The 18235-nt window shown below is 68.5% G+C and carries 25 protein-coding genes; 15 read left to right on the forward strand and 10 right to left on the reverse strand.

Features of this window, described 5'->3' with window-relative positions:
* The first annotated feature begins 58 nt into the window (after positions 1 to 58).
* The 3 genes from AC1DW0_RS03410 to AC1DW0_RS03420 all read left to right on the forward strand — a co-directional run bounded on the left by AC1DW0_RS03410 (position 59) and on the right by AC1DW0_RS03420 (position 2445).
* A complete protein-coding gene (locus tag AC1DW0_RS03410; RefSeq protein ID WP_477944932.1) occupies positions 59 to 961 on the forward strand; it encodes a helix-turn-helix domain-containing protein in 903 nt (300 codons plus the stop codon).
* 78 nt (positions 962 to 1039) lie between these two features.
* Complete coding sequence (locus tag AC1DW0_RS03415) at positions 1040 to 1186, forward strand: hypothetical protein (RefSeq protein ID WP_157281872.1); 147 nt, start codon at positions 1040 to 1042, stop codon at positions 1184 to 1186.
* A gap of 122 nt (positions 1187 to 1308) precedes the next feature.
* Positions 1309 to 2445 (forward strand): response regulator, encoded by a 1137-nt coding sequence (locus AC1DW0_RS03420; protein ID WP_477944933.1) that lies wholly within the window; start codon positions 1309 to 1311, stop codon positions 2443 to 2445.
* 163 nt (positions 2446 to 2608) lie between these two features.
* Here the strand turns inward: AC1DW0_RS03420 and AC1DW0_RS03425 are convergent, their stop codons facing one another.
* Positions 2609 to 2971 carry a winged helix-turn-helix transcriptional regulator gene (locus AC1DW0_RS03425; RefSeq protein WP_477944934.1) on the reverse strand — a complete coding sequence of 121 codons (363 nt, stop codon included), beginning with the start codon at positions 2969 to 2971 and terminating at the stop codon, positions 2609 to 2611.
* A 63-nt stretch (positions 2972 to 3034) separates the two neighbouring features.
* Here AC1DW0_RS03425 and AC1DW0_RS03430 point away from each other — a divergent pair, with 63 nt between their 5' ends.
* From AC1DW0_RS03430 to AC1DW0_RS03445, 4 genes are all read left to right on the forward strand, one after another.
* Positions 3035 to 3592 carry a carboxymuconolactone decarboxylase family protein gene (locus AC1DW0_RS03430; RefSeq protein ID WP_457388381.1) on the forward strand — a complete coding sequence of 186 codons (558 nt, stop codon included), beginning with the start codon at positions 3035 to 3037 and terminating at the stop codon, positions 3590 to 3592.
* Between the two features lie 63 nt (positions 3593 to 3655).
* Complete coding sequence (locus tag AC1DW0_RS03435; protein WP_457321708.1) at positions 3656 to 4030, forward strand: GFA family protein; 375 nt, start codon at positions 3656 to 3658, stop codon at positions 4028 to 4030.
* Between the two features lie 215 nt (positions 4031 to 4245).
* Positions 4246 to 4494, forward strand: a complete 249-nt coding sequence (locus AC1DW0_RS03440; protein ID WP_082532847.1) for a hypothetical protein — start codon at positions 4246 to 4248, stop codon at positions 4492 to 4494.
* A 29-nt stretch (positions 4495 to 4523) separates the two neighbouring features.
* Positions 4524 to 5078 carry a hypothetical protein gene (locus tag AC1DW0_RS03445; RefSeq protein ID WP_477944935.1) on the forward strand — a complete coding sequence of 185 codons (555 nt, stop codon included), beginning with the start codon at positions 4524 to 4526 and terminating at the stop codon, positions 5076 to 5078.
* Positions 5079 to 5114: 36 nt separating this feature from the next.
* Here the strand turns inward: AC1DW0_RS03445 and AC1DW0_RS03450 are convergent, their stop codons facing one another.
* Entirely contained in the window at positions 5115 to 5507 is a 393-nt protein-coding gene (locus tag AC1DW0_RS03450; RefSeq protein ID WP_457352074.1) for a hypothetical protein, read from the reverse strand.
* A 64-nt stretch (positions 5508 to 5571) separates the two neighbouring features.
* Between AC1DW0_RS03450 and AC1DW0_RS03455 the strand changes: the two genes are divergently transcribed.
* A complete protein-coding gene (locus AC1DW0_RS03455; protein ID WP_457352072.1) occupies positions 5572 to 5814 on the forward strand; it encodes a glutaredoxin domain-containing protein in 243 nt (80 codons plus the stop codon).
* Positions 5815 to 5821: 7 nt separating this feature from the next.
* On the opposite strand, the gene AC1DW0_RS03460 is transcribed toward AC1DW0_RS03455, so the two are convergent.
* The 5 genes from AC1DW0_RS03460 to AC1DW0_RS03480 form a co-directional block, all read right to left on the reverse strand.
* Complete coding sequence (locus AC1DW0_RS03460) at positions 5822 to 6985, reverse strand: serine hydrolase domain-containing protein (protein ID WP_477944936.1); 1164 nt, start codon at positions 6983 to 6985, stop codon at positions 5822 to 5824.
* 99 nt (positions 6986 to 7084) lie between these two features.
* On the reverse strand, positions 7085 to 7435 hold the full coding sequence (locus tag AC1DW0_RS03465) for an RNA recognition motif domain-containing protein (RefSeq protein ID WP_056201001.1): 351 nt from the start codon (positions 7433 to 7435) through the stop codon (positions 7085 to 7087).
* Between the two features lie 108 nt (positions 7436 to 7543).
* A complete protein-coding gene (locus AC1DW0_RS03470; RefSeq protein ID WP_082532848.1) occupies positions 7544 to 7753 on the reverse strand; it encodes a hypothetical protein in 210 nt (69 codons plus the stop codon).
* A gap of 170 nt (positions 7754 to 7923) precedes the next feature.
* Complete coding sequence (locus tag AC1DW0_RS03475; protein WP_477944937.1) at positions 7924 to 8637, reverse strand: glutathione S-transferase family protein; 714 nt, start codon at positions 8635 to 8637, stop codon at positions 7924 to 7926.
* Positions 8634 to 9044 carry a DoxX family protein gene (locus AC1DW0_RS03480; RefSeq protein WP_477944938.1) on the reverse strand — a complete coding sequence of 137 codons (411 nt, stop codon included), beginning with the start codon at positions 9042 to 9044 and terminating at the stop codon, positions 8634 to 8636. The genes AC1DW0_RS03475 and AC1DW0_RS03480 overlap by 4 nt, the downstream gene beginning before the upstream one ends.
* A 78-nt stretch (positions 9045 to 9122) precedes the next feature.
* Here AC1DW0_RS03480 and AC1DW0_RS03485 point away from each other — a divergent pair, with 78 nt between their 5' ends.
* The 6 genes from AC1DW0_RS03485 (at position 9123) to AC1DW0_RS03510 (ending at position 15505) form a co-directional block, all read left to right on the forward strand.
* Complete coding sequence (locus AC1DW0_RS03485; RefSeq protein ID WP_477945156.1) at positions 9123 to 10007, forward strand: LysR family transcriptional regulator; 885 nt, start codon at positions 9123 to 9125, stop codon at positions 10005 to 10007.
* A gap of 59 nt (positions 10008 to 10066) precedes the next feature.
* Positions 10067 to 12262, forward strand: a complete 2196-nt coding sequence (locus tag AC1DW0_RS03490) for a heavy metal translocating P-type ATPase (protein WP_477944939.1) — start codon at positions 10067 to 10069, stop codon at positions 12260 to 12262.
* Positions 12263 to 12270: 8 nt separating this feature from the next.
* Positions 12271 to 12681: a Cu(I)-responsive transcriptional regulator gene (cueR, locus tag AC1DW0_RS03495; RefSeq protein ID WP_477945157.1), complete on the forward strand. Its 411-nt coding sequence runs from the start codon at positions 12271 to 12273 to the stop codon at positions 12679 to 12681.
* Between the two features lie 45 nt (positions 12682 to 12726).
* Positions 12727 to 13161, forward strand: coding sequence for a hypothetical protein (locus AC1DW0_RS03500; RefSeq protein WP_477857047.1), 435 nt, complete (start codon positions 12727 to 12729; stop codon positions 13159 to 13161).
* The gene (locus AC1DW0_RS03505) at positions 13158 to 14039 is read left to right on the forward strand and encodes a DUF2145 domain-containing protein (RefSeq protein WP_477944940.1); all 882 of its coding nucleotides are present in this window, start codon (positions 13158 to 13160) and stop codon (positions 14037 to 14039) included. Before AC1DW0_RS03500 ends, AC1DW0_RS03505 begins: the two co-directional genes overlap by 4 nt.
* Before the next feature lie 128 nt (positions 14040 to 14167).
* Entirely contained in the window at positions 14168 to 15505 is a 1338-nt protein-coding gene (locus AC1DW0_RS03510) for an aminotransferase class I/II-fold pyridoxal phosphate-dependent enzyme (protein ID WP_477944941.1), read from the forward strand.
* 159 nt (positions 15506 to 15664) lie between these two features.
* Here AC1DW0_RS03510 and AC1DW0_RS03515 read toward each other — a convergent pair whose 3' ends face one another.
* The 3 genes from AC1DW0_RS03515 to AC1DW0_RS03525 form a co-directional block, all read right to left on the reverse strand.
* Positions 15665 to 16369, reverse strand: coding sequence for a glutathione binding-like protein (locus AC1DW0_RS03515; RefSeq protein WP_457352064.1), 705 nt, complete (start codon positions 16367 to 16369; stop codon positions 15665 to 15667).
* An 86-nt stretch (positions 16370 to 16455) separates the two neighbouring features.
* Positions 16456 to 16866 (reverse strand): OsmC family protein, encoded by a 411-nt coding sequence (locus tag AC1DW0_RS03520; protein ID WP_477944942.1) that lies wholly within the window; start codon positions 16864 to 16866, stop codon positions 16456 to 16458.
* A 6-nt stretch (positions 16867 to 16872) separates the two neighbouring features.
* Positions 16873 to 17247, reverse strand: a complete 375-nt coding sequence (locus AC1DW0_RS03525) for a nuclear transport factor 2 family protein (protein ID WP_056201024.1) — start codon at positions 17245 to 17247, stop codon at positions 16873 to 16875.
* Between the two features lie 73 nt (positions 17248 to 17320).
* Between AC1DW0_RS03525 and ubiA the strand changes: the two genes are divergently transcribed.
* Complete coding sequence (gene ubiA, locus AC1DW0_RS03530) at positions 17321 to 18235, forward strand: 4-hydroxybenzoate octaprenyltransferase (RefSeq protein ID WP_457388396.1); 915 nt, start codon at positions 17321 to 17323, stop codon at positions 18233 to 18235.

Consider the following 18235-nt stretch of genomic DNA (forward strand, 5'->3'; position numbering starts at 1 on the left):
CTGCGCATCGTCGGCCTCAGGCCGGCATGGGGAAGGGCTTAGCACCTAGCATCGCTGCATGCTCGACCTGACCGCCGGCGCCACGGCCCACCAGCCCGTCTTCGACGTGCTGGGCCGCTCCAGCGCGCGCCGGGAACGTGAGCTGACGCTCGCCGACGACCTGCGCCTGGTGCAGTGGTGCAACGACGGCGGGCGCATGGACTACCAGCGGCCCGGCCACCACACCCTGTCGGTCTATCTGCAGGGCGGACACGACACCCACCTCATCGAGACACCCCGCGAGACCGGCTCGCCCGGCTGCCACTGCATCCTGCCAGCCGAGCACGAGTCGCGCTGGAACGTGGCCGGGCCGCTGCGCTTCGTCCACCTCTACCTGTCGGACGACGCCTGGGCCGACCGCATCGTCCGCCTGCTGGACGCCGAGCCCCGCGCCATCACGCTGGAGCAGCGCATCTTTGGCGAAGACGCCACACTTGCCGCCTGGGCCCAGGGCGTTGCCAGGTACGACTGGCAGGACCCCGCCGAGCGCCTGCGCATCGATGCGCTGAGCCAGGCCGCGCTGGATCACCTCGTGCTGCAGGCCGCCCGGCCGCGGCTGCGTGAGCGAGCCGAACGCTCGCCGGGTGGCTTGTCCGGGGCGGCGCGGCGTCGGGTGCTGGACTTCGTTGATGCCCACCTCGACAGCGCCGAGTTGAGCCTGCCCCGGCTGGCCGCCCAGGTCCACCTGTCCGAATTCCATTTCGCCCGCATGTTCCGCGTCTCCATGGGCTGCAGCGTGCACGACTGGGTCGCCGCCCGCCGCCTGGACCGCGCCCGCACCTTGCTGCGCGACACCGCCCTGCCCCTGGCCGACGTCGCCGCCACCTGCGGCTATGCCGGCGCCAGCCATTTGACCCGCCACGTCAAGGGCGCCCTGGGCGCTACGCCGGGCCAGTACCGGCGCACCATGGGCTTGCGCTGACTGCTGCCAGTACGTCGTCAGCATTCACTGGCGAGTTAGGGGGAGCGTCCGGCGGCGACATGGCTCACTATCCAGGCCATGGCCACGTCAGCCCGCTTCAAGTTCACCGCCACGCTCGTGGTGTCGGTGCTGGCGTGCGTCCTGACGCTTTTCGTGCCCGGCGAGGACGACGCGCCCGGCAGCGCGACCCACACTGCCGGCCTGTTGCCGCCGCCCCAGCGCTGAATTCCAGCCGCCAAGGCGTGACAAACGGCGCCACCTGGGCCTTCCTCGAAAGGCCTGTTCGCGAAGCGGACACTCACTGGCCCGATGATGTGCGACTTTGAAGTAGCGCACGTCCCCCGAAGATGAACGAGCTGTTGACCTGGCCCCTGGCCGCCGTGACGGTCGCCGTCGTGCTGTTCCTGCTGTGGCTCGGCCGACGCCGGCAACAAAAGTCCCGTGCCGACGCCCGGCGCCGCGAAGCCGAGCGCCTCACGCTGGCGCGGGCCGAATATGCGACTCGCGCCCCGCGCGTACCCGCCGAATCCGCCCGCCAGCAGGCCGACGATCAGGCCCTGCGCGAGGTCGAGGCCGCCGTGTCCCAGCGCCTGGGCCAGCAGCGTGCCGAGGAAGAACAGCTGGAGGCCGAGCGGGCACGCGTCGAGCACGAAGAAGCCCTCCGCTTCGAGGCCCAGGCCCGGCGCCTGGCAGAACAACGTGCCGAGACACAACGGCGCGAAGCCGACGAGCAGGCCGCCCGCGAGGCCACCGAAGCTGCAGAGGCCGAACGGCTGGCGCAGGAACGCGCCGAGGCTGAGCGCCTCGCCCAGGAAGCCGCCGCCCGCGAAGCCGAAGCACGCCGCCTGGCCGACCTGAAAGCCCAACAAGAGGCCGAGGCCGAACGCCAAGCCCGCGAACAGGCCGCCCGCGAGGCTGCCGAGCTGCAACGCCTGGAGGACGAACGCGCCGCCCGAGAAGCCGAGGCCCTCAGGCTGGCCGCCGAGCAGGCCGAGGCCGAGCGCGCGGCTGCCGCCCGGCGCCGGGCGGAGGAACAGGCCGCGCGGGAAGCCGCTGAAGCTGCTGCTGCTGCCGCGGCGGCCCTGGCCACCCGCGAACTGCGGGCCGACGAAACCCTCGTCCTCGTTGCCGACGATTCCAAGATCGTGCGCGTCAAGATCAGCCGCCTGCTGACCGGCCAGACCTATCGCGTCGCGCTGGCCGAGAGCGGCGAGCAGGCGCTGGAGTTGATGGCCGCCGAGCTGCCGCACCTCTTGATCACCGACGTCGAGATGCCCGGCATCGACGGTTTCGAGCTGACCCGCCAGGTGCGCGCAGCTGCTGTGACGGCCGACCTGCCCGTCGTCATGATCACGTCCTCCGACGACAAGCAGGCCGAGGCCGCCGCCGCCGGTGTGACCCAGCTGCTGGGCAAGCCCTATTCGGAAGAGGCGCTGATCGCCGCCATCGAGCGAGCCCGCCTCGCCGTCCGGGTGCCGGCCTAAATGGTGTGCCCCTCGCTCAGTCTTGCGCGCTGAACGCGAGCAAGCCTGATCGGTCCCCCGTGGGGACGGCGATGCTTACGGCATCCAGCCGCAAGCACATCGCCAACGCGGGCCGGCTCGGGAGCGGCCCAGCGCTCGGCCCGAACGCCCCGACCGTTCCTGATCATCGCGGCGTCGTGTTTCGCTGCACCTCGCGCGCCCAACGCGGCGCCCATTGCAGCAGCGGCTCGATCGCCAACAGCAGTGAGCGCCCGTGGGGCGCCAACCGATAGCCACTGCCTGCGTCATGCTCGACGAGCAGGGCCTCGCGCAACTCCGCCAGGCGCTGGTTCAGCACCGAGGCCGACAAGTCACCACAGGCGGCCTGCAGCGCTCTGAAGTTCAGGCTGGCGTCCTCGGCGCGCAGCTCCCACAGGATGCGCAGCGTCCAGCGGCGGTGGAAGAGCTCCAGCGCGGCGTTGATCGCATCCTTGCCCGAGGCGGGCGTGTCCGCCATGGCCAGCTTTGCGAGGCGTTTTGTCGTCATGCTTTGATTTTAGAAGCAAGCTCGGCTAGAGTTCGCCTACCGCAACGCTTCTAAATTCGAAGCATGAACACTCACACACCTCGCATTGCCCCGCAAACCCTGCCGCTGCCGCTCGATCTCGCCGAGCGCATGAACCGCCTGCTGCCGGCTGGCATGCCGCCGCCGCAGATCTTTTTGACCGTGGCGCGCCACGGCGAGCTGTTCAAGGAGATGGTGGACACCGGCTTCCTCGGCCCCACCGGCCTGGCCGACCGCAAGCGCCTGGCACCCATGCTGCGCGAGGCCGTCATCCTGCGCACCTGTGCCACGGCACGCTGCGACTACGAGTTCAACCTGCACGAGCAGACGATCTCGCGCCGCATGGGCCTGAGCGATGCGCAGATCGCCGACCTACGCGAGGCCAAGCCCGATGCAGCGCTGTGGACGCCCGAGCTGGCGGCCGTGTTCCAGCTGGTCGATGGTCTCGTCCAGCACCTGGACGTCGACGACGCGACCTGGGCCAGGCTGCGCCGCCATTTCGACGAGGCCGCGCTGATCGAGATCACGCAGCTGGTTGGCCACTACACCGGCGTGGCGATGCTGGCGGCCCTGGCAAGGCCGGCTCCGGACAGCTATCGATAGCTATCGCTGGGGTCTCGCCCACGCCGCCGAACGCAGCTATCGTCAGGTGCCATGGACAAGCCTATGACACCTGACCCTCTGCTCCAAGGCGCCTGCCACTGCGGCGCCGTTCGCCTTACCTTGCCCTTTGCGCCCGAGAAGGCGACGAAGTGCAATTGCTCGATCTGCCGCCGCCTTGGCGGCCTGTGGGCCTACTACGAGCTCGGCACGGTGAAGGTCGAAGGGCATCCCGAACACACGGCCGAGTACGTCTGGGGTGACAAGACGCTGCGCAATATTCGCTGCGCCCATTGCGGTTGCTCGACGCATTGGGAGCCCCTTGTCGCCGAAGCCGGTGCCCGGCACGGCGTGAACCTGAACAACTTCGAGCCACGGCTGCTGCAGGACGTGCAGGTGCGGCGGTTTGATGGGGCGGACAGCTGGACGTTCGTGGATTGATGGCTGATGCGCCTCGCGGCCACTACCGGGCATCGGTGCGGGACTGCTTCCCGCAAGGCTGGCGAAAGTGCTGGGTGTGAATGGCCCAGGTGAATGCCGTCCTTGACGCATTCTTGTCGCCCCAGCTTCGAACCCTTATGAGAACCTAATGCCGGAAGCCCTAGATTGGCATCTCCGTCACAGATGGCACACCGGCACGTGGGCCAGCATCGACCATGCCGAATAGAGCAGATGACTACTGGTTCCCAGCCAAGCGCTATGGCTGGGGCTGGGGTGTCCCGAACACCTGGCAAGGCTGGGTGGTCTTGTCCGCCTTTGCGGCGCTGCTCTCTCTGGGCGCGATCTTCCGTGGGCAGCTAGGGCATCTGTTATTCATCGCGTATACCGTCGCGGTCTGCCTGGGGCTTGTCGCCGTGTGCTGGCTCAAAGGCGAGCCACCACGCTGGCGTTGGGGCGACAGATGACTGACCGGTCCTCACCTGCCATGGACTCCATGAACGAAGAAGTTCAGCGGGAGCTCTCGCCCAGTGAAAAGCCCCTCTGGTGGGGGCAGCCCCGGCAAGGCGTGGTCGTCCGCGGGTCGGATGCCTTCACCATCCCCTTTAGCTTGCTGTGGTGCGGGTTCGCGGTCTTCTGGGAAGCCTCTGCACTCAGGGCGCCAAACACGCCAGCATTCTTTGTGCTGTGGGGTATTCCGTTCGTCCTCGTCGGCGTGTACTTCGTGGTCGGCAGGTTCTTTGTCGAGGCGCGCCAGCGCGCAAATACCTACTACGCCGTTACTTCAGAGAGGGTCATCATCGTCTCGGGCGTGTTCGCGCGGAAGGTGAAATCGCTCAGCCTCCGTACGCTCACTGATCTGTCCTTGTCTGAGGCCAGGTCAGGCGAGGGCACCATCACGTTTGGTGCTCAGCATCCCATGGCGGCCATGTTCGGCGGCATGCGTGGTTGGCCTGGGGCGGAACAGAACCTTGGTCCGAGTTTTGACCTCATCCTCAATGCGAAGAGCGTGTACGAAACCATCCGCAGTGCTCAGAGCGCTATGAGATAGGACTCCTGGCGGACCCGTCGAGCGCAGCTGCTCATGTCAGCGCCGCAGCCCCGACCAGCTCACCTCGTTGAGAAAGCTGACGTCCAGCTTCGCGGGTGACTGCGTGCGGTCGAGCAGGAACACGCTATCGCCGCGCGCCTGCAGGATCTTGCCCATGGCCAGCGTCAGCAACACCTCGACCACCGGCAGCCGCGGATAGCTGGACGTGACCCGCACGAGGTTCTTGCCAATGCGCGTCACCGTCACGGTCACGCCACTCCTGGACGAGCCCTTGGAGTCCGAGATCACGTCGCCCTCGTACGTGCCTTCGGCGGCGTCGCCCAGGTCGGGCTTGCGGCGCGGCTCATCAGCAGCAACAGCGCGCAGCGTCCAGGGCGCCAGCAGTGCGGCGGCGGCGAGACGGACGACATCGGATCGACGCAGGATCATGGACGTTCTCCTTCAGGAATCGAGGGCCCGATGCTAGCGACGCTGCTCCCTCTAGACTGTGGGCATGCAGCTCAACATCGTCGTCTATTCCAAGTCCGCCTGCCCTCAATGCGATACCGCCAAGAGCCTGTTGAAGGCCCGCAGCCTCGCCTTCGAGGAGATCAAGATCGACGACGAAGATCAGCGCAAGGCCTTCTACGAGAAGTGCGGCCCGTCCGTTCGCCAGATGCCGCAGATCTTCATCAACAACCAGCGTGTGGGCGGTGTGGATGGGCTTCGGGCGGCTTTCGCGCAGCTGAAGATCTGAGTACTTCTCAGCGCTTCACGGCCGCCAGCAGCTTCGCCGTGAATTCGTTCAGGGCCGGCCCGTTGTCGATCCAGCGCACGACGGCGACGATGTCGTTCTCCCAGTCGATGTAGATGATGTTCTGGCCATTGCCGCGGAAGGTCACGCTGCTCTCGGGTGCCACCGGCAGGGCCTTGCGGCCGGTGTTGAGGAACCAGTTGCAGTAGCCGTACTCGGCGTTGTCCGGCCCGGGCTGGCGGGCCTTGGCGATCCAGTCGCGCGAAATGAGCTGGCGACCGGCCCACTCACCCTGGCGCAAGTGGAGATAGCCGAAGCGCGCCATGTCCCAGGCGTCGATGAACATGCCGCCGCCCCAGTGGCCGCCGCCGGAAACCGACTGCATGCGTTGGCCGTCCAGTTCCACCCAGCTGTTCTCGTAGCCGTGCCAGCGCCAGCGGCTGGACGCGCCAATCGGGTCCATGACCTGCTCGCGCAGCACCTCGGGCAGCGGCCGGCGCCAGACCTGCAAGGCGGCCAGGGCCAGCACGTTCACGCGCACATCGTTGTACTTGTAGTGCGTGCCCGGCTCATACAGCGGGCGGTTCGGCCAGTCCTCGGGCGTCTTGCCCACGGGGCGATCGGCCCAGTCGGGCTTGCCCCACAGCGTGCCCTGCCAATCGCTGGTCTGGCGCAGCAGGTGCTCCCAGGTGATGGGTGCGTTATGCGGCGTGGCGAACAGGTCGACACCGGGCGGCATGGCGTCGGCCACGCGCTCGTCGGTGCTCTTGATCAAACCCTGCTGCCAGGCCACGCCCACGACCGTCGACAAAAAGGTCTTGGTGATGCTGTGCGACATGTCAACGCGCCGCGTGTCGCCCCACTCGGCCACCAGCTTGCCGCGGTAGATGACCAGGCCGTTGGCTGCGGCGCGCTCGCGCGTGGGACCGATCTGGCCCGCGAAATAGGGTTCGTTCTTGCCGAAGCTCTGGGCGAGGTAGAGGGCCTGGTCGCGCGGCGCGGGGTTCTCATGCGCTTGGGCATAGGCGACGGCTTCGGCCAGCCTGGCGGCGTCGACGCCCATCGCGGCCGGCTCGGCGCGCTGCCAGTCGCCACGGGGCGGAAAGTAGGCCGGCTCGGCGGCGGCAAACGTCCAGACGAAGCTAGCGAGAAGGACAAATCGGCGGCGGCTCATCAGGCCATTGTGGCCAGAGCTTGCACCGTTCGGTCGTCTCGCGCGAGGCGAAAAAAAACCGGCTCAGAAGAGCCGGTCATTCACAGGCCGCCGCTGGGTTCAGTAGCGACCACCGCCGAAGCCGCCCGTGCCGTAGCCGACATCGGGACGCTTGGCTGCGGTGTACCCGGCTGCGCTGTAACCGCTCGAATCCTTGTTCGCTTCGCGGGGGCGAGCCAGGCTCACGACGATGGCGCGGCCATCGACGGACATGCCGTTCAGAGCGGCAATGGCGGCCTGGGCGACGTCGGCCGAAGCCATTTCCACAAACCCGAAGCCCTTGGAACTGCCGGTTTCCCGGTCCATCATGACCTTGGCCGAGGAAACGCTGCCGAACTCGGCAAAGTTGCTTTTCAGGCTGGAATCCGTCACGGAATAGGGCAGGTTACCCACGTAAATTTTGTTGCTCATGGACGAGCCTTTCTGAGGATTGACGCATCGCGAGGATGCGGATGCGGATCTGCGAATCGGGGGTCCGCAGCGAGTGGGATGTCGGCGGGAACTGGCGGAGCCAGATCGTCAGCATCCGGGGTGGGTTGGCATGCACGCCTGCAGCCAGCCCTGGGTGACGGCGAACAGCCGGGCAGCTTCGCGTGAGGCAAAGGTCGTGTCGAAGCGGAACACACGACGGCAACTGTCGTTGCCTTGGGCCCGGTGAACCGAGAACGAGGCGCGAAAGCGGCCACAGTCGGTCGGGTGTGTCGCGGGCGAAACGACGTACTTGCCCATGGAGATGGCGTTGTTCGAAATCTTGTTCAGTCAGGGTTGCCAGGCTTGAATTGCCCGACGGGAGTGCTTCTTGGCTCGGTTGCCGGCCAAGAAGTGTCGAAGGTCGCGAACCGCGGCCTTTTGTGGCCGTGGACAAGCCGTCAGGAAGGCATTACCACGGCATCCCAGGATTATATCTTTTTTTGAATATTTGAATGAATCGTTATTTCTTTTGGTATTGAATTGGTCGCGTCCGTGCATAGACGCCGTGCCAGCGCGCAGCCGCGTTCGAGCAGGAAGTCGCGCAACCTTTGCGCATAGCCAGGCGCGACGGCCTCGCGCACCGAGGGCCGCCCTGCCAGGGCCTCGCGCCAAGCCTGCACCCGCGGCAGGCCGTCGAACAGGCCCTCGGGCGGGATGACCGCGAAGTAGCGGAACACCGGGCCGAAGACCGCGTCGACCAGGCCGAAGCGCCGGCCGGCGAACCAGGGGCCGTCGCCAAGAACCGCCTCCACCTGCTCGAAGCGCAGACGCAGAGCGGCGTAGGCCCGTTCCAGCGACGCATCGTCCGCCGCGCTGTAGAGCACGGCGATGCCGCTCAGCACGGCGGAGCCAAACTCCATCCAGGCCCGCTCGCGGGCCCGCGCCAGCGGGTCCTGCGGATGCAGGCGCGGCGGCCGCGTCTCGTCCAGGTATTCGCAGATGACGGCAGACTCGAAAAGCGCCTCGCGGCCAACGCACAGCACCGGCGTTTTGCCCAGCGGCGACAGGCGCAGGAACCAGTCCGGCTTGTTGGCGAGGTCCACGTCCAGGCGTTCGAAGGGCACGCTCTTCTCCTTGAGCACGATGGCGGCGCGTTGCACATAAGGGCAAAGCGCGTGGCTGATCAATGTCAGCGCAGTCATGCCGCACGCCAGGTGAACCGCTGGCTACGCTTGAGGGCGGCAGCGCCATCGCCGGCCAGCCACAGCACGACAGACATCGCGGCCAGGAAGACCGGGTACTCCCAGCCACCGCCCGGTGCAGTGAAAACCCAGCCGTTGGGCGCATGCACCCAGGCCGCGCCCAGCAGGATGGGTGTGAGGGTCAGCGCGAGCTGGCGCGGGTAGACGCCGAGCAGCAACAGCGCGCCGCCGATGGCCTCCGCCGCGAACACCACGTAGGCCAGCGCGCCCGGCAAGCCCTGGCCGGCAAAGAACTGCGCCGTGCCCGGCAAGGTGAAGACAAATAGCTTCAGCCCCGCATGGGCGAGGTACATCAAGCCGAGGGACAGGCGCAGCAACAGCAGGCCGAGTGAGGTCGAGGGTGCCATGGAGATCTCCAGGGATTGTTGAGATGCAACCAATGTAGGTAGGCATCTGGCGCATGAAAATACGCAACCAAGCCAACTCTGATTGCAGCTATGCAATACGAACTCGCCCCCACCGACCTCGCCCTGGTGCTGGCCCTGCACCGCGCGGGCACGCTGGCCGCGGCCGGCGAGCGGCTGGGCGTCAACGCGTCGACCGTGTTCCGGATGCTGCAGCGCCTGGAGCGCGGATTGGGCCAGCCGCTGTTCGAGCGCGGCCGGCGCGGCTACAAGGCCGGCGAGCTGGCACGCACGCTGGCCGCCCAGGCGGAGCAGGTGGAAGCCGCGCTGGAAGCGGCCCGCGCCGCCGCCCAGGCCCAGCCCGGCCAGGCCGCCGGTACCGTGCGCCTGACGACGACCGACACGCTGCTGCACGGCCTGCTCGCACCGGCGTTGGCGGCCCTGCACCAGGCGCAGCCCCGGCTGCAGTTCGAGCTGCACACCGGCAACGAGCTGGCGAGCCTGACGCGCCGTGATGCCGACATCGCACTGCGCGCCACCAGCAAACCGCCGCCCCACCTGATCGGCCGCCGTATCGGCCCCATCCGCGTCGCCCTCTATGCGGCACGCTCAAGCCCCATCAGGCACTGGGACCAGGTCGAGGCCGGCGCCGCCGCCTGGGTCGCGCCCGATGACGGCCTGCCCGAGCACCCCTCGGTGCGCTGGCGCCAGAAGCACTTCCCGGCGCTGCAGCCGGCGTTTCGCACCGGCAGCGTGCAGAGCGTGGCTGAGCTGGTGGCGCAGGGCCTGGGCGTGGGCGTGCTGCCCCTCTTCCTGGCCGAGCCGAAGCGAGAACTGCGCCGGCTGACCGAGCCGCTGGACGAGGCCGAGACCGATCTCTGGCTGCTGACCCACCCCGAGACTCGCCATCTGCAGCGTGTGCAGACGGTCTGGAGCCACCTGGCCGAGGCGCTGGTGCTGGATTGAGCTGCGTCAAAGCAGAAAGCGCTTGACCTTGCCATGATGGGAAGCTTGACGATACCGGCATGAACAGCACCACCGCCCCCGCCACCGCACTGAACGACGTGACGCTGCAGGTCAGCGGCATGAGCTGCGCGTCCTGCGTGCGCCGCGTCGAAAAGGCCCTGCAGGCCGTGCCTGGCGTGCTGCGGGCCAGCGTCAACCTGGCGACCGAAAAGGCCAGCATCCAGGCCCTGCCCAATGTGCCCGTCGCCGCGCTGATGGCGGCCCTGGGCAAGGCAGGCTACCCGGCCACCCTCGTCGAGGCCTGCGCGCCGCCCGCGCCCGAAGCCCATGGCGGCCTGCCCGCCTGGTGGCCGGTCGCGTTGGGCGCCTTGCTGAGCCTGCCGCTGATGCTGCCCATGCTGCTGGGCGTGGTGCTGCCCGGCTGGCTGCAACTGCTGCTGGCCACGCCGGTGCAGTTCGTGCTCGGCGCGCGCTTCTACCGCGCGGGCTGGGGCGCGCTGCGGGCCGGCAGCGGCAATATGGACCTGCTGGTGGCCCTCGGCACTTCGGCGGCCTACGGCCTGTCGGTCTATCTGCTGCTGCGCCATCCCGGCCATGCGCATCTCTACTTCGAAGCCTCGGCCGCAGTCATCACGCTGGTGCTGCTCGGCAAGTTCCTCGAGCAACGCGCCAAGCGCCAGACGACGGACGCCATCCGCGCACTGAATGCGCTGCGGCCCGCGACCGCGCGCGTGCTGCGCGGCGATACCGAAACGGAGGTGCCGGTGGCCGAGGTCCGCGTCGGCGACCTCGTTGCCGTGCGCCCCGGCGACCGCATCCCGGTGGACGGCGAGATCGCCACGGGCCACAGCCACGTGGACGAATCGCTGATCACCGGCGAGAGCCTGCCGGTGGCCAAGTCGCCGGGCGAGCGCGTGACCGGCGGGGCCATCAATGCCGAAGGCGCGCTGACCGTGCGCACCACCGCCATCGGCGCCGAGACGACGCTGGCGCGCATCATCCGCATGGTCGAGTCGGCACAGGCGGCCAAAGCGCCCATCCAGCGCGTCGTCGACCGCGTCAGCGCCGTCTTCGTGCCGGTCGTGCTGGCCCTCGCGGCGCTGACCTTTGCGGGCTGGCTCATGCATTCGGGCAACGCCGAGCAGGCCCTGGTCAACGCGGTGGCGGTCCTCGTCATCGCCTGCCCCTGCGCGCTGGGCCTGGCCACGCCGACGACGCTGATGGCCGGTACCGGCGTCGCGGCGCGCCAGGGCATCCTGATCAAGGACGCCGAAGCGCTGGAGCTGGCGCACGCCGTCACCGTCGTCGCCTTCGACAAGACGGGCACGCTGACGGTGGGCCAGCCGACGCTGACCGCCGCCCTGCCTGCCGAAGGCATACGCCGCGAGGAGCTGCTGCAACTCGCCGCCGCGCTGCAGCGCACCAGCAGCCACCCGCTGGCCCTGGCCGTGCTCGCCGCGGCCCAGGGCCTGGTGGCGCTGCCGGTCGAAGGCGCACAGGCGCTGCCGGGCCGTGGTGTCGATGGCGTCGTACAGGGTCGCAGGTTCGCCCTTGGCAGCGCGCGGCTGGCGCAGGAGCTGGGTGTCGACGGCGGCGCGCTGGCCGGCGAGGCGCGGCGGCTGGAGGCCGAGGGCCAGACAGTCTCCTGGCTGGTCGAAGGCGGCACCGAGCAGCGCCTGCTCGGCCTGCTGGCCTTCGGCGACCGCGTCAAGGACACGGCAGCCGAGGCCGTCGCCCAGTTGCAGGCCCGCGGCATCCGCACGGTCATGCTGACCGGTGACAGCCACGGCGCGGCGGCCGGTGTCGCGCGGGCCCTCGGCATCACCGAGGTCCACGCCGAAGTGCTGCCCGCCGACAAGGCTGCGGTCGTGCAGCAGCTGCGCGAGGGCGGCGCAGTCGTCGCCTTTGTCGGTGACGGCATCAACGACGCGCCGGCGCTGGCGGCAGCGTCGGTCGGCTTTGCGATGGCCGGCGGCGCCGACGTGGCCACCGAAGCGGCCGGTGTCACGCTGATGCGCGGCGACCCGCGCCTCGTCGCCGACGCACTGGATGTGTCGCGCCGCACCTACGCCAAGATCCGCCAGGGCCTGTTCTGGGCCTTTGCCTACAACGTCGTCGGCATCCCGCTCGCGGCCTTTGGGTTGCTCAGCCCCGTCATCGCCGGCGCGGCCATGGCCTTCAGCAGCGTCAGCGTCGTCGCCAATGCCCTGACGCTCAAGCGCTGGCGCGGCACGGCCATGCAGGAGCGGCGATGAACATCGGCATGAACATTGGTGCTGCCGCCCAGGCCTCGGGCGTGTCGGCCAAGATGATCCGGCACTACGAGAGCATCGGCTTGTTCGCTCAACCGGTGCGCAGCGAGTCGGGTTACCGAATCTATGGCGAGCGTGAAGTTCATCTGCTGCGCTTCATCCGCCACTCGCGCGACCTCGGCTTCTCGCTGGCGCAGATCCGCGCACTGCTCGGCCTTTGGCAGGACCGGGATCGGCCCAGCCGTGAAGTTCGCGCGCTGGCGCAGGAACACCTGGCCGAGGTGGACATCAAGCTTGCCGAGCTGCAGGCCGTGAAGGAGACACTGCAGCAGCTCGTGCAAAGCTGCCACGGCGACGAGCGGCCCGACTGCCCCATCCTCGACACGCTGGAGGCCGGCTCCGAGGCGTTAACAAAGCGCTGACGCATCCGCGCTATCGTTGGCCATTTCCACCAACGCGAGCCCACGATGCGCCTCATCCTTCTCGCCGCCCTGGCCCTGGCCGCACAGGCTGCCCACGCCTCGTCCACCACCGCCTCTTCGGCCGCCGATGCCGGCTCGTCCGCGTCGGGCAGCGTGTCGGACTCCTTCAAGGGATCGTCCAACAGCAGCAGCGGCGACGAACGCCGCGCCGAAGGCCGCTACCGCGTCACCGAGGTGGCACGGGCGGACACCGCCGGCAAGCTGCGCCTGAAGCTGGAGCGCGACGGCGCCGCGCCCGTCGAGCTGACGCTGCCCCAGCAGGCGCTGGCGGCGCGGGCCGTCAACGTCGGCGACGAGGTGCAGGCCACGCCCCAGGCCTACGGCGTCGCCTTCGCGCATGCCGACACCGGCACCGCCTTCTTTCTCGTGCTGGAAGACGCCTGGCAACGCGAGCTGGCGACTCGCGTCGTCAAGCCTTGATCCGAACCGCCGTCACGGCCGCGCTGCTGCTGACGGCGGCCACCGCCGAGGCTGGCCTACCGCCCCGAGGCTGCGATTCCAAGCACGACATCACGGCCGCGCAGCAGGACAGGCTGCTGCGCTTTGCAGCCGTCGTCCGCCAGGCGCTGGCCGAATCGGGCAGCCCGGCCGCGCTGATTTCGCGCTCGGGCACCGATCTGTCGCGCTTCGGTCTGCGCTACTCCCATGCCGGCATCGCGCTGGCCGACGGTCTGGATACGCCCTGGGCCGTGCGACAGCTCTACTACGCCTGTGCCGAAGGCGCGCCCCGGCTCTTCGACCAGGGCCTGGCCGGCTTCATCTCGGGCAGCGACGATGCCGACGTGGGCTATGTGAGCCTGCTGCTGCTGCCGGCCGAGGCCGCCGCGCCGCTGGCCGCCACGGCACTGGACAAGCCCGTAGCGCTGGGCCTGCTGAACGCCAACTACAGCGCCAATGCCTATCCCTTCAGCACGCAATACCAGAACTGCAACCAGTGGGTGGCCGAGCTGCTCGCCGCCGCCGTGGGTGGCACCCATGCGCGAGCGGACGCCCAGGCCTGGCTGCAACGCGAGGGCTATGCGCCGGAGCCGGTACGGGTTTCCGGCTGGCTGCTGATGGCCGGCCACTTCATGCCCTGGCTGCATTTCGACGACCAGCCCCGCGAGCAGCTGCGCGCCAGCGCCGTGCAGACCAGCCTGCCCGACAGCCTCGAAGCCTTCGCGCTGCAGCGCTGGCCCACGGCGCGGCGCATCGAGTTCTGCCATGGGCCGCAGGGCGTCGTGCAACGCGAGGGCGGCGCCGCGCTGGCGACGGACTGTGTGCCGCAGGCGGGCGACCGCGTCATGGCCTTGAAATGAATTCGCCAGCAGAACCGACACCCCTTTGCGGGGGGAGCTGACCAGACCCACCAAAAATGAGGATGCGTAGCGCACCCGCGCTGCGCACAGTCCGCCCCCACAACAACGAGTTTCTTTTGGGGGCCGCAATGGACGAACTGATGGAACGGGCCGTGGAGACCACGGTGAGGGAGGACTTCACCGACGGGGCCGAGCTGCGCGGCTCCTCCTTCGACTACCTGACGCAACCCGGCGCCGACCTGGCCGCCAAGGCCCAGGCCTTCCACGCCTGGGCTGAGAACCGCGTGGCGCACGGCGTCTTTCCCTATGCCAAGCGCCTGGGCGGCCGGCCGGGCGCCACCGCCGAGCTGACGCTGCTGGATGGTCAGCGCCATGCGGGGCTGAACTTCTCGTCGCAGGAGTATTTGTCGCTGGCCCGCCACCCCAGGATCTGCGCCGCGGCCCAGGCGGCCATGGAGCGCTATGGCGTGCACAGCGCGGGCTCCACCGCACTGGCCGGCAACGTCGAAGAGGCGACCCTCCTGGAAGCGGAACTGGGCGAGCTGCTGCGCATGCCCGAGGTGCTGCTGTTCCCGACGGGCTGGGCCGCGGGCTTCGGAGCCATCAAGGGCCTGGTGCGCGAGGCCGACCACATCATCATCGACCAGCTCGCCCACAACTGCCTGCACGAGGGCGCGCGGGCGGCGACGCCCAACGTGCACCTGCACCGCCATCTGGACGTCGATCATGTCGAGCGCCTGCTCAAGCGTGTGCGCCAGCGCGACCCGCACAACGGCATCCTCGTCGTCACCGAGGGCTGCTTCTCGATGGACGCCGACTCGCCCGACATCCGCCGGCTGCAGTCGCTGGCGCATGAGCATGGCGCACTGCTGATGGTGGACGTGGCGCACGACCTGGGCTGCATGGGCCCCGGCGGCGGCGGGCAGCTCGAGCTGCAGGGCGTGCTGGGCCAGGTGGACCTGGTGATGGGGTCGTTCTCCAAGACCTTCGCATCCAACGGCGGCTTTGTGGCCACGCATGACCGCGCGATCAAGGAGTACCTGCGCTTCTATGCCGCACCCAACACCTTCTCCAACGCGCTGTCACCGGTGCAGGTGGCAATCATTCGCGCCTGCCTGGCCATCGTGCGCTCCGGCGAGGGGGTGGAGCGGCGTGACCGGCTGATGCGCGCCATCCTGGGCCTGCGCGGCGCGCTGACCGAGCAGGGCATCACCGTGCTGGGCCATCCCTCGCCGATCGTGCCGGTCATGCTGGGGCATGACGCGCTGGCCCGCGTGGCCAGCCGCGAGATGAGCCAGGCCGGGCTGCTGGCCAACCTTGTCGAGTACCCGGCCGTGTCGCTGAACAGCGCCCGGCTGCGCATGCAGGTCATGGCCGACCACACGCCCGCCCTGGCGCAGACGGCGGCGCGCATCGTGGCAGATTCATTGCAGCGCGCACGCGACCTGACCGGCCACGCGAACTGAACCTCTGCATTTCGTATTCGGGCCGAGCGCTGGGCCGCTCCCGAGCCGGCCCACCCTGGCGATGTGCTTGCGGCTCAATGCCGCAAGCATCGCCGTCCCCTCGGGGGACCGACCAGGCTCGCCCGCGTCCAGCGCGGCAAGACTGGGCGAGGGGCCGATTCAGTCCCGTGCCGGGATCTTGAGGCCGCGCTGCACTGCGGGACGAGCCAGGAAGGCCTGGAGCACGCGCTTGACTTCGTTGAAGTCGTCGAAGCCCACCAGATCGCCAGCGCCGTAGAAGCCAACCAGGTTGTTCACCCAGGGCCAGGTGGCGATGTCGGCGATCGTGTATTCGTCGCCGACCAGCCAGTCGCGGCCTTTCAGGTGCACGTCCAGCACGTTGAGCAGGCGCTTGGCCTCGGCGATGTAGCGGTCGCGCGGGCGCTTGTCCTCGTAGTCCTTGCCGGCGAACTTGTGGAAGAAGCCGACCTGGCCAAACATCGGTCCGATGCCACCCATCTGGAACATCAGCCACTGGATGGCTTCGTAGCGCTTGGCCGCATCCTTGGGCAGCAGCTGGCCGGTCTTGTCGGCCAGGTAGATCAGGATGGCGCCGCTCTCGAACAGCGGCAGCGGCTGGCCACCCGGACCGTTCGGGTCGATGATGGCGGGGATCTTGTTGTTCGGGTTCAGCGACAGGAACTCGGGCGTGAGCTGGTCGTTGGTGTCGAACTTGACCAGATGCGGCTCATAGGCCAGGCCGATCTCCTCCAGCGCGATGGCCACCTTGACGCCATTGGGCGTGGGCAGCGAATAGAGCTGCAGGCGCTCGGGGTGCGCGGCGGGCCATTTCTTCGTGATGGGGAAGCGGCTGAGGTCGGTCATGGCGAGTGGTGAAATGAGTTCGCAGTGACTTTAGAGGCGCCAGGCATGGCCCTGCGTCAGACGGGGCATCGCACTTGGTGCAGCTTTCAAGTTTCGTCGGGCCAGGGCAGGCGGCGGACCATGGAACTGGCTCGCAGCGTGTTGTGCACCTCGGCCACGGCATCCGTCTCGGCCAGCAGCTGCTCGATCTGCTCGGGCGAAGCCGGCGAGACGAGGCGGGCGCGGTACTGGATGTCGCGCGCGGCGAGGCCAATGCCGTCGAACTCGGCGCTCGCTTCGACCTCCACCTCGGTCAGCTCGATCTGCAGCCGCACGGCTTCGCGGTAGAGGTCGTTGCAATAGCAGCTGGCGAGAGCCAGCATCAGGAACTCACCACCGTTGACGGCTGAGCCACCGCCCGCACGACCCTCTGTGGCCAGGGACTTGGCCTGACCCGCCGTGTTCACCTGGACCGCATGCGACGTTGTCGTATTCCTGAGCCGAGCCGAGATTTGCATGGTGCCCTAGTACCGTTCCACATGCTTGGACGCCCGCGGCCCCGGTTCATAGGGGTCGGGCCAATAGTCGGTCACGCGCAGGATGAGGCCGTCCTTCAGGTCGAAGAGGGTCAGGCCCATCATCGGCGGCGCGCTGCTGATGAAGCTGATCTGCGTCATCGCGCTGCCGTGGTCGGCAATGCAACGCAGCACCTCGACCCGCCAGGGCTGGGGCCAGGTCGCGAAGAAGTCCACATAGCCCGGCGGGCTGCGGATGCGCTCGCGGCTCTGCGGCGCCTCGTAGGTCATTTCGGGATGCAGCAAACGGCCCAGGCCCGCCCAGTCCTGGGCATTGGCGAGCTGCCAGTGCAGCAGCACGAGGTCGCGGGTGGCAAGGCTCATCGCAGAAACCTCCCAATGCAATCCGACGACTATGCAGCAAACCAGCACCCCCGCGCGGCGTGAAAATGCCCCCATGTCGACCACCGCCCCCGCCGCCCCAGGTCCCTCACAGCCGTCGCGGCTCGCGCTCTATCTGCAGCTGATCCGCTGGGACCGCCCCGCCGGCTGGCTGCTGCTGCTGTGGCCGACGCTGTCGGCGCTGTGGATCGCGGCGGATGGCTGGCCGGGCTGGCATCTGCTGACCGTCTTCACCCTCGGCACGGTGTTGATGCGCTCGGCGGGCTGCTGCGTCAACGACGTGGCCGACCGCGATTTCGACCGTCATGTGCAGCGCACCGCCGCGCGGCCGGTGACGACGGGTGCGGTGTCGGTGAAGGAGGCCTTGATCCTCGGCGCGGTGCTGTCCCTGGTGTCCTTCGGCCTGGTGCTGACGACCAACCCGCCCACGATCCTGCTGAGCTTCGCGGCCCTGGCCGTGGCCATCGCCTACCCGTTCGCCAAGCGTGTGCTGGCCATGCCGCAGGCAGTGCTGGGCGTGGCCTTCTCCTTCGGCATCCCGATGGCCTTTGCCGCAGCCCTGGGCGGCATGGAGTGGAACCTGCGCGCGGTGCCGCTGTCGGCCTGGGCCCTGCTCGTGGCCAACCTGTTCTGGGTGCTAGCCTATGACACCGAATACGCGATGGTGGATCGCGACGACGACCTGAAGATCGGCCTGCGCTCATCGGCCATCGCGCTGGGCCGTTGGGACGTGCCCGGCATCATGATCTTCTACGCCGCCTACCTGGCCATGTGGGCGGGCCTGGGCCTGCGCCTGGGCCTCGGGCGCTGGTTCCTGCTCGGCATCGCAGTGGCCGCAGCCCAGGCGCTGTGGCACTACAAGCTGATCCACCGGCGCAGCCGCGCGGGCTGCTTCACGGCCTTCCGGTCCAACCACTGGCTGGGCTTCGCGGTCTTTGCCGGCACTGCGGTGGACCTGGCCCTGCGTTGA

The organism is Roseateles sp. P4_D2, assembly GCF_056401875.1.

Excerpts from the sequence above, each read along its gene's own strand:
- AC1DW0_RS03410 (WP_477944932.1), top strand. The coding sequence starts at position 59 with ATGCTCGACCTGACCGCCGGCGCCACGGCCCACCAGCCCGTCTTCGAC.
- AC1DW0_RS03415 (WP_157281872.1), top strand. The coding sequence starts at position 1,040 with ATGGCCACGTCAGCCCGCTTCAAGTTCACCGCCACGCTCGTGGTGTCG.
- AC1DW0_RS03420 (WP_477944933.1), top strand. The coding sequence starts at position 1,309 with ATGAACGAGCTGTTGACCTGGCCCCTGGCCGCCGTGACGGTCGCCGTC.
- AC1DW0_RS03425 (WP_477944934.1), bottom strand. The coding sequence starts at position 2,971 with ATGACGACAAAACGCCTCGCAAAGCTGGCCATGGCGGACACGCCCGCC.
- AC1DW0_RS03430 (WP_457388381.1), top strand. The coding sequence starts at position 3,035 with ATGAACACTCACACACCTCGCATTGCCCCGCAAACCCTGCCGCTGCCG.
- AC1DW0_RS03435 (WP_457321708.1), top strand. The coding sequence starts at position 3,656 with ATGACACCTGACCCTCTGCTCCAAGGCGCCTGCCACTGCGGCGCCGTT.
- AC1DW0_RS03440 (WP_082532847.1), top strand. The coding sequence starts at position 4,246 with ATGCCGAATAGAGCAGATGACTACTGGTTCCCAGCCAAGCGCTATGGC.
- AC1DW0_RS03445 (WP_477944935.1), top strand. The coding sequence starts at position 4,524 with ATGAACGAAGAAGTTCAGCGGGAGCTCTCGCCCAGTGAAAAGCCCCTC.
- AC1DW0_RS03450 (WP_457352074.1), bottom strand. The coding sequence starts at position 5,507 with ATGATCCTGCGTCGATCCGATGTCGTCCGTCTCGCCGCCGCCGCACTG.
- AC1DW0_RS03455 (WP_457352072.1), top strand. The coding sequence starts at position 5,572 with ATGCAGCTCAACATCGTCGTCTATTCCAAGTCCGCCTGCCCTCAATGC.
- AC1DW0_RS03460 (WP_477944936.1), bottom strand. The coding sequence starts at position 6,985 with ATGAGCCGCCGCCGATTTGTCCTTCTCGCTAGCTTCGTCTGGACGTTT.
- AC1DW0_RS03465 (WP_056201001.1), bottom strand. The coding sequence starts at position 7,435 with ATGAGCAACAAAATTTACGTGGGTAACCTGCCCTATTCCGTGACGGAT.
- AC1DW0_RS03470 (WP_082532848.1), bottom strand. The coding sequence starts at position 7,753 with ATGGGCAAGTACGTCGTTTCGCCCGCGACACACCCGACCGACTGTGGC.
- AC1DW0_RS03475 (WP_477944937.1), bottom strand. The coding sequence starts at position 8,637 with ATGACTGCGCTGACATTGATCAGCCACGCGCTTTGCCCTTATGTGCAA.
- AC1DW0_RS03480 (WP_477944938.1), bottom strand. The coding sequence starts at position 9,044 with ATGGCACCCTCGACCTCACTCGGCCTGCTGTTGCTGCGCCTGTCCCTC.
- AC1DW0_RS03490 (WP_477944939.1), top strand. The coding sequence starts at position 10,067 with ATGAACAGCACCACCGCCCCCGCCACCGCACTGAACGACGTGACGCTG.
- cueR (WP_477945157.1), top strand. The coding sequence starts at position 12,271 with ATGAACATTGGTGCTGCCGCCCAGGCCTCGGGCGTGTCGGCCAAGATG.
- AC1DW0_RS03500 (WP_477857047.1), top strand. The coding sequence starts at position 12,727 with ATGCGCCTCATCCTTCTCGCCGCCCTGGCCCTGGCCGCACAGGCTGCC.
- AC1DW0_RS03510 (WP_477944941.1), top strand. The coding sequence starts at position 14,168 with ATGGACGAACTGATGGAACGGGCCGTGGAGACCACGGTGAGGGAGGAC.
- AC1DW0_RS03515 (WP_457352064.1), bottom strand. The coding sequence starts at position 16,369 with ATGACCGACCTCAGCCGCTTCCCCATCACGAAGAAATGGCCCGCCGCG.
- AC1DW0_RS03520 (WP_477944942.1), bottom strand. The coding sequence starts at position 16,866 with ATGCAAATCTCGGCTCGGCTCAGGAATACGACAACGTCGCATGCGGTC.
- AC1DW0_RS03525 (WP_056201024.1), bottom strand. The coding sequence starts at position 17,247 with ATGAGCCTTGCCACCCGCGACCTCGTGCTGCTGCACTGGCAGCTCGCC.
- ubiA (WP_457388396.1), top strand. The coding sequence starts at position 17,321 with ATGTCGACCACCGCCCCCGCCGCCCCAGGTCCCTCACAGCCGTCGCGG.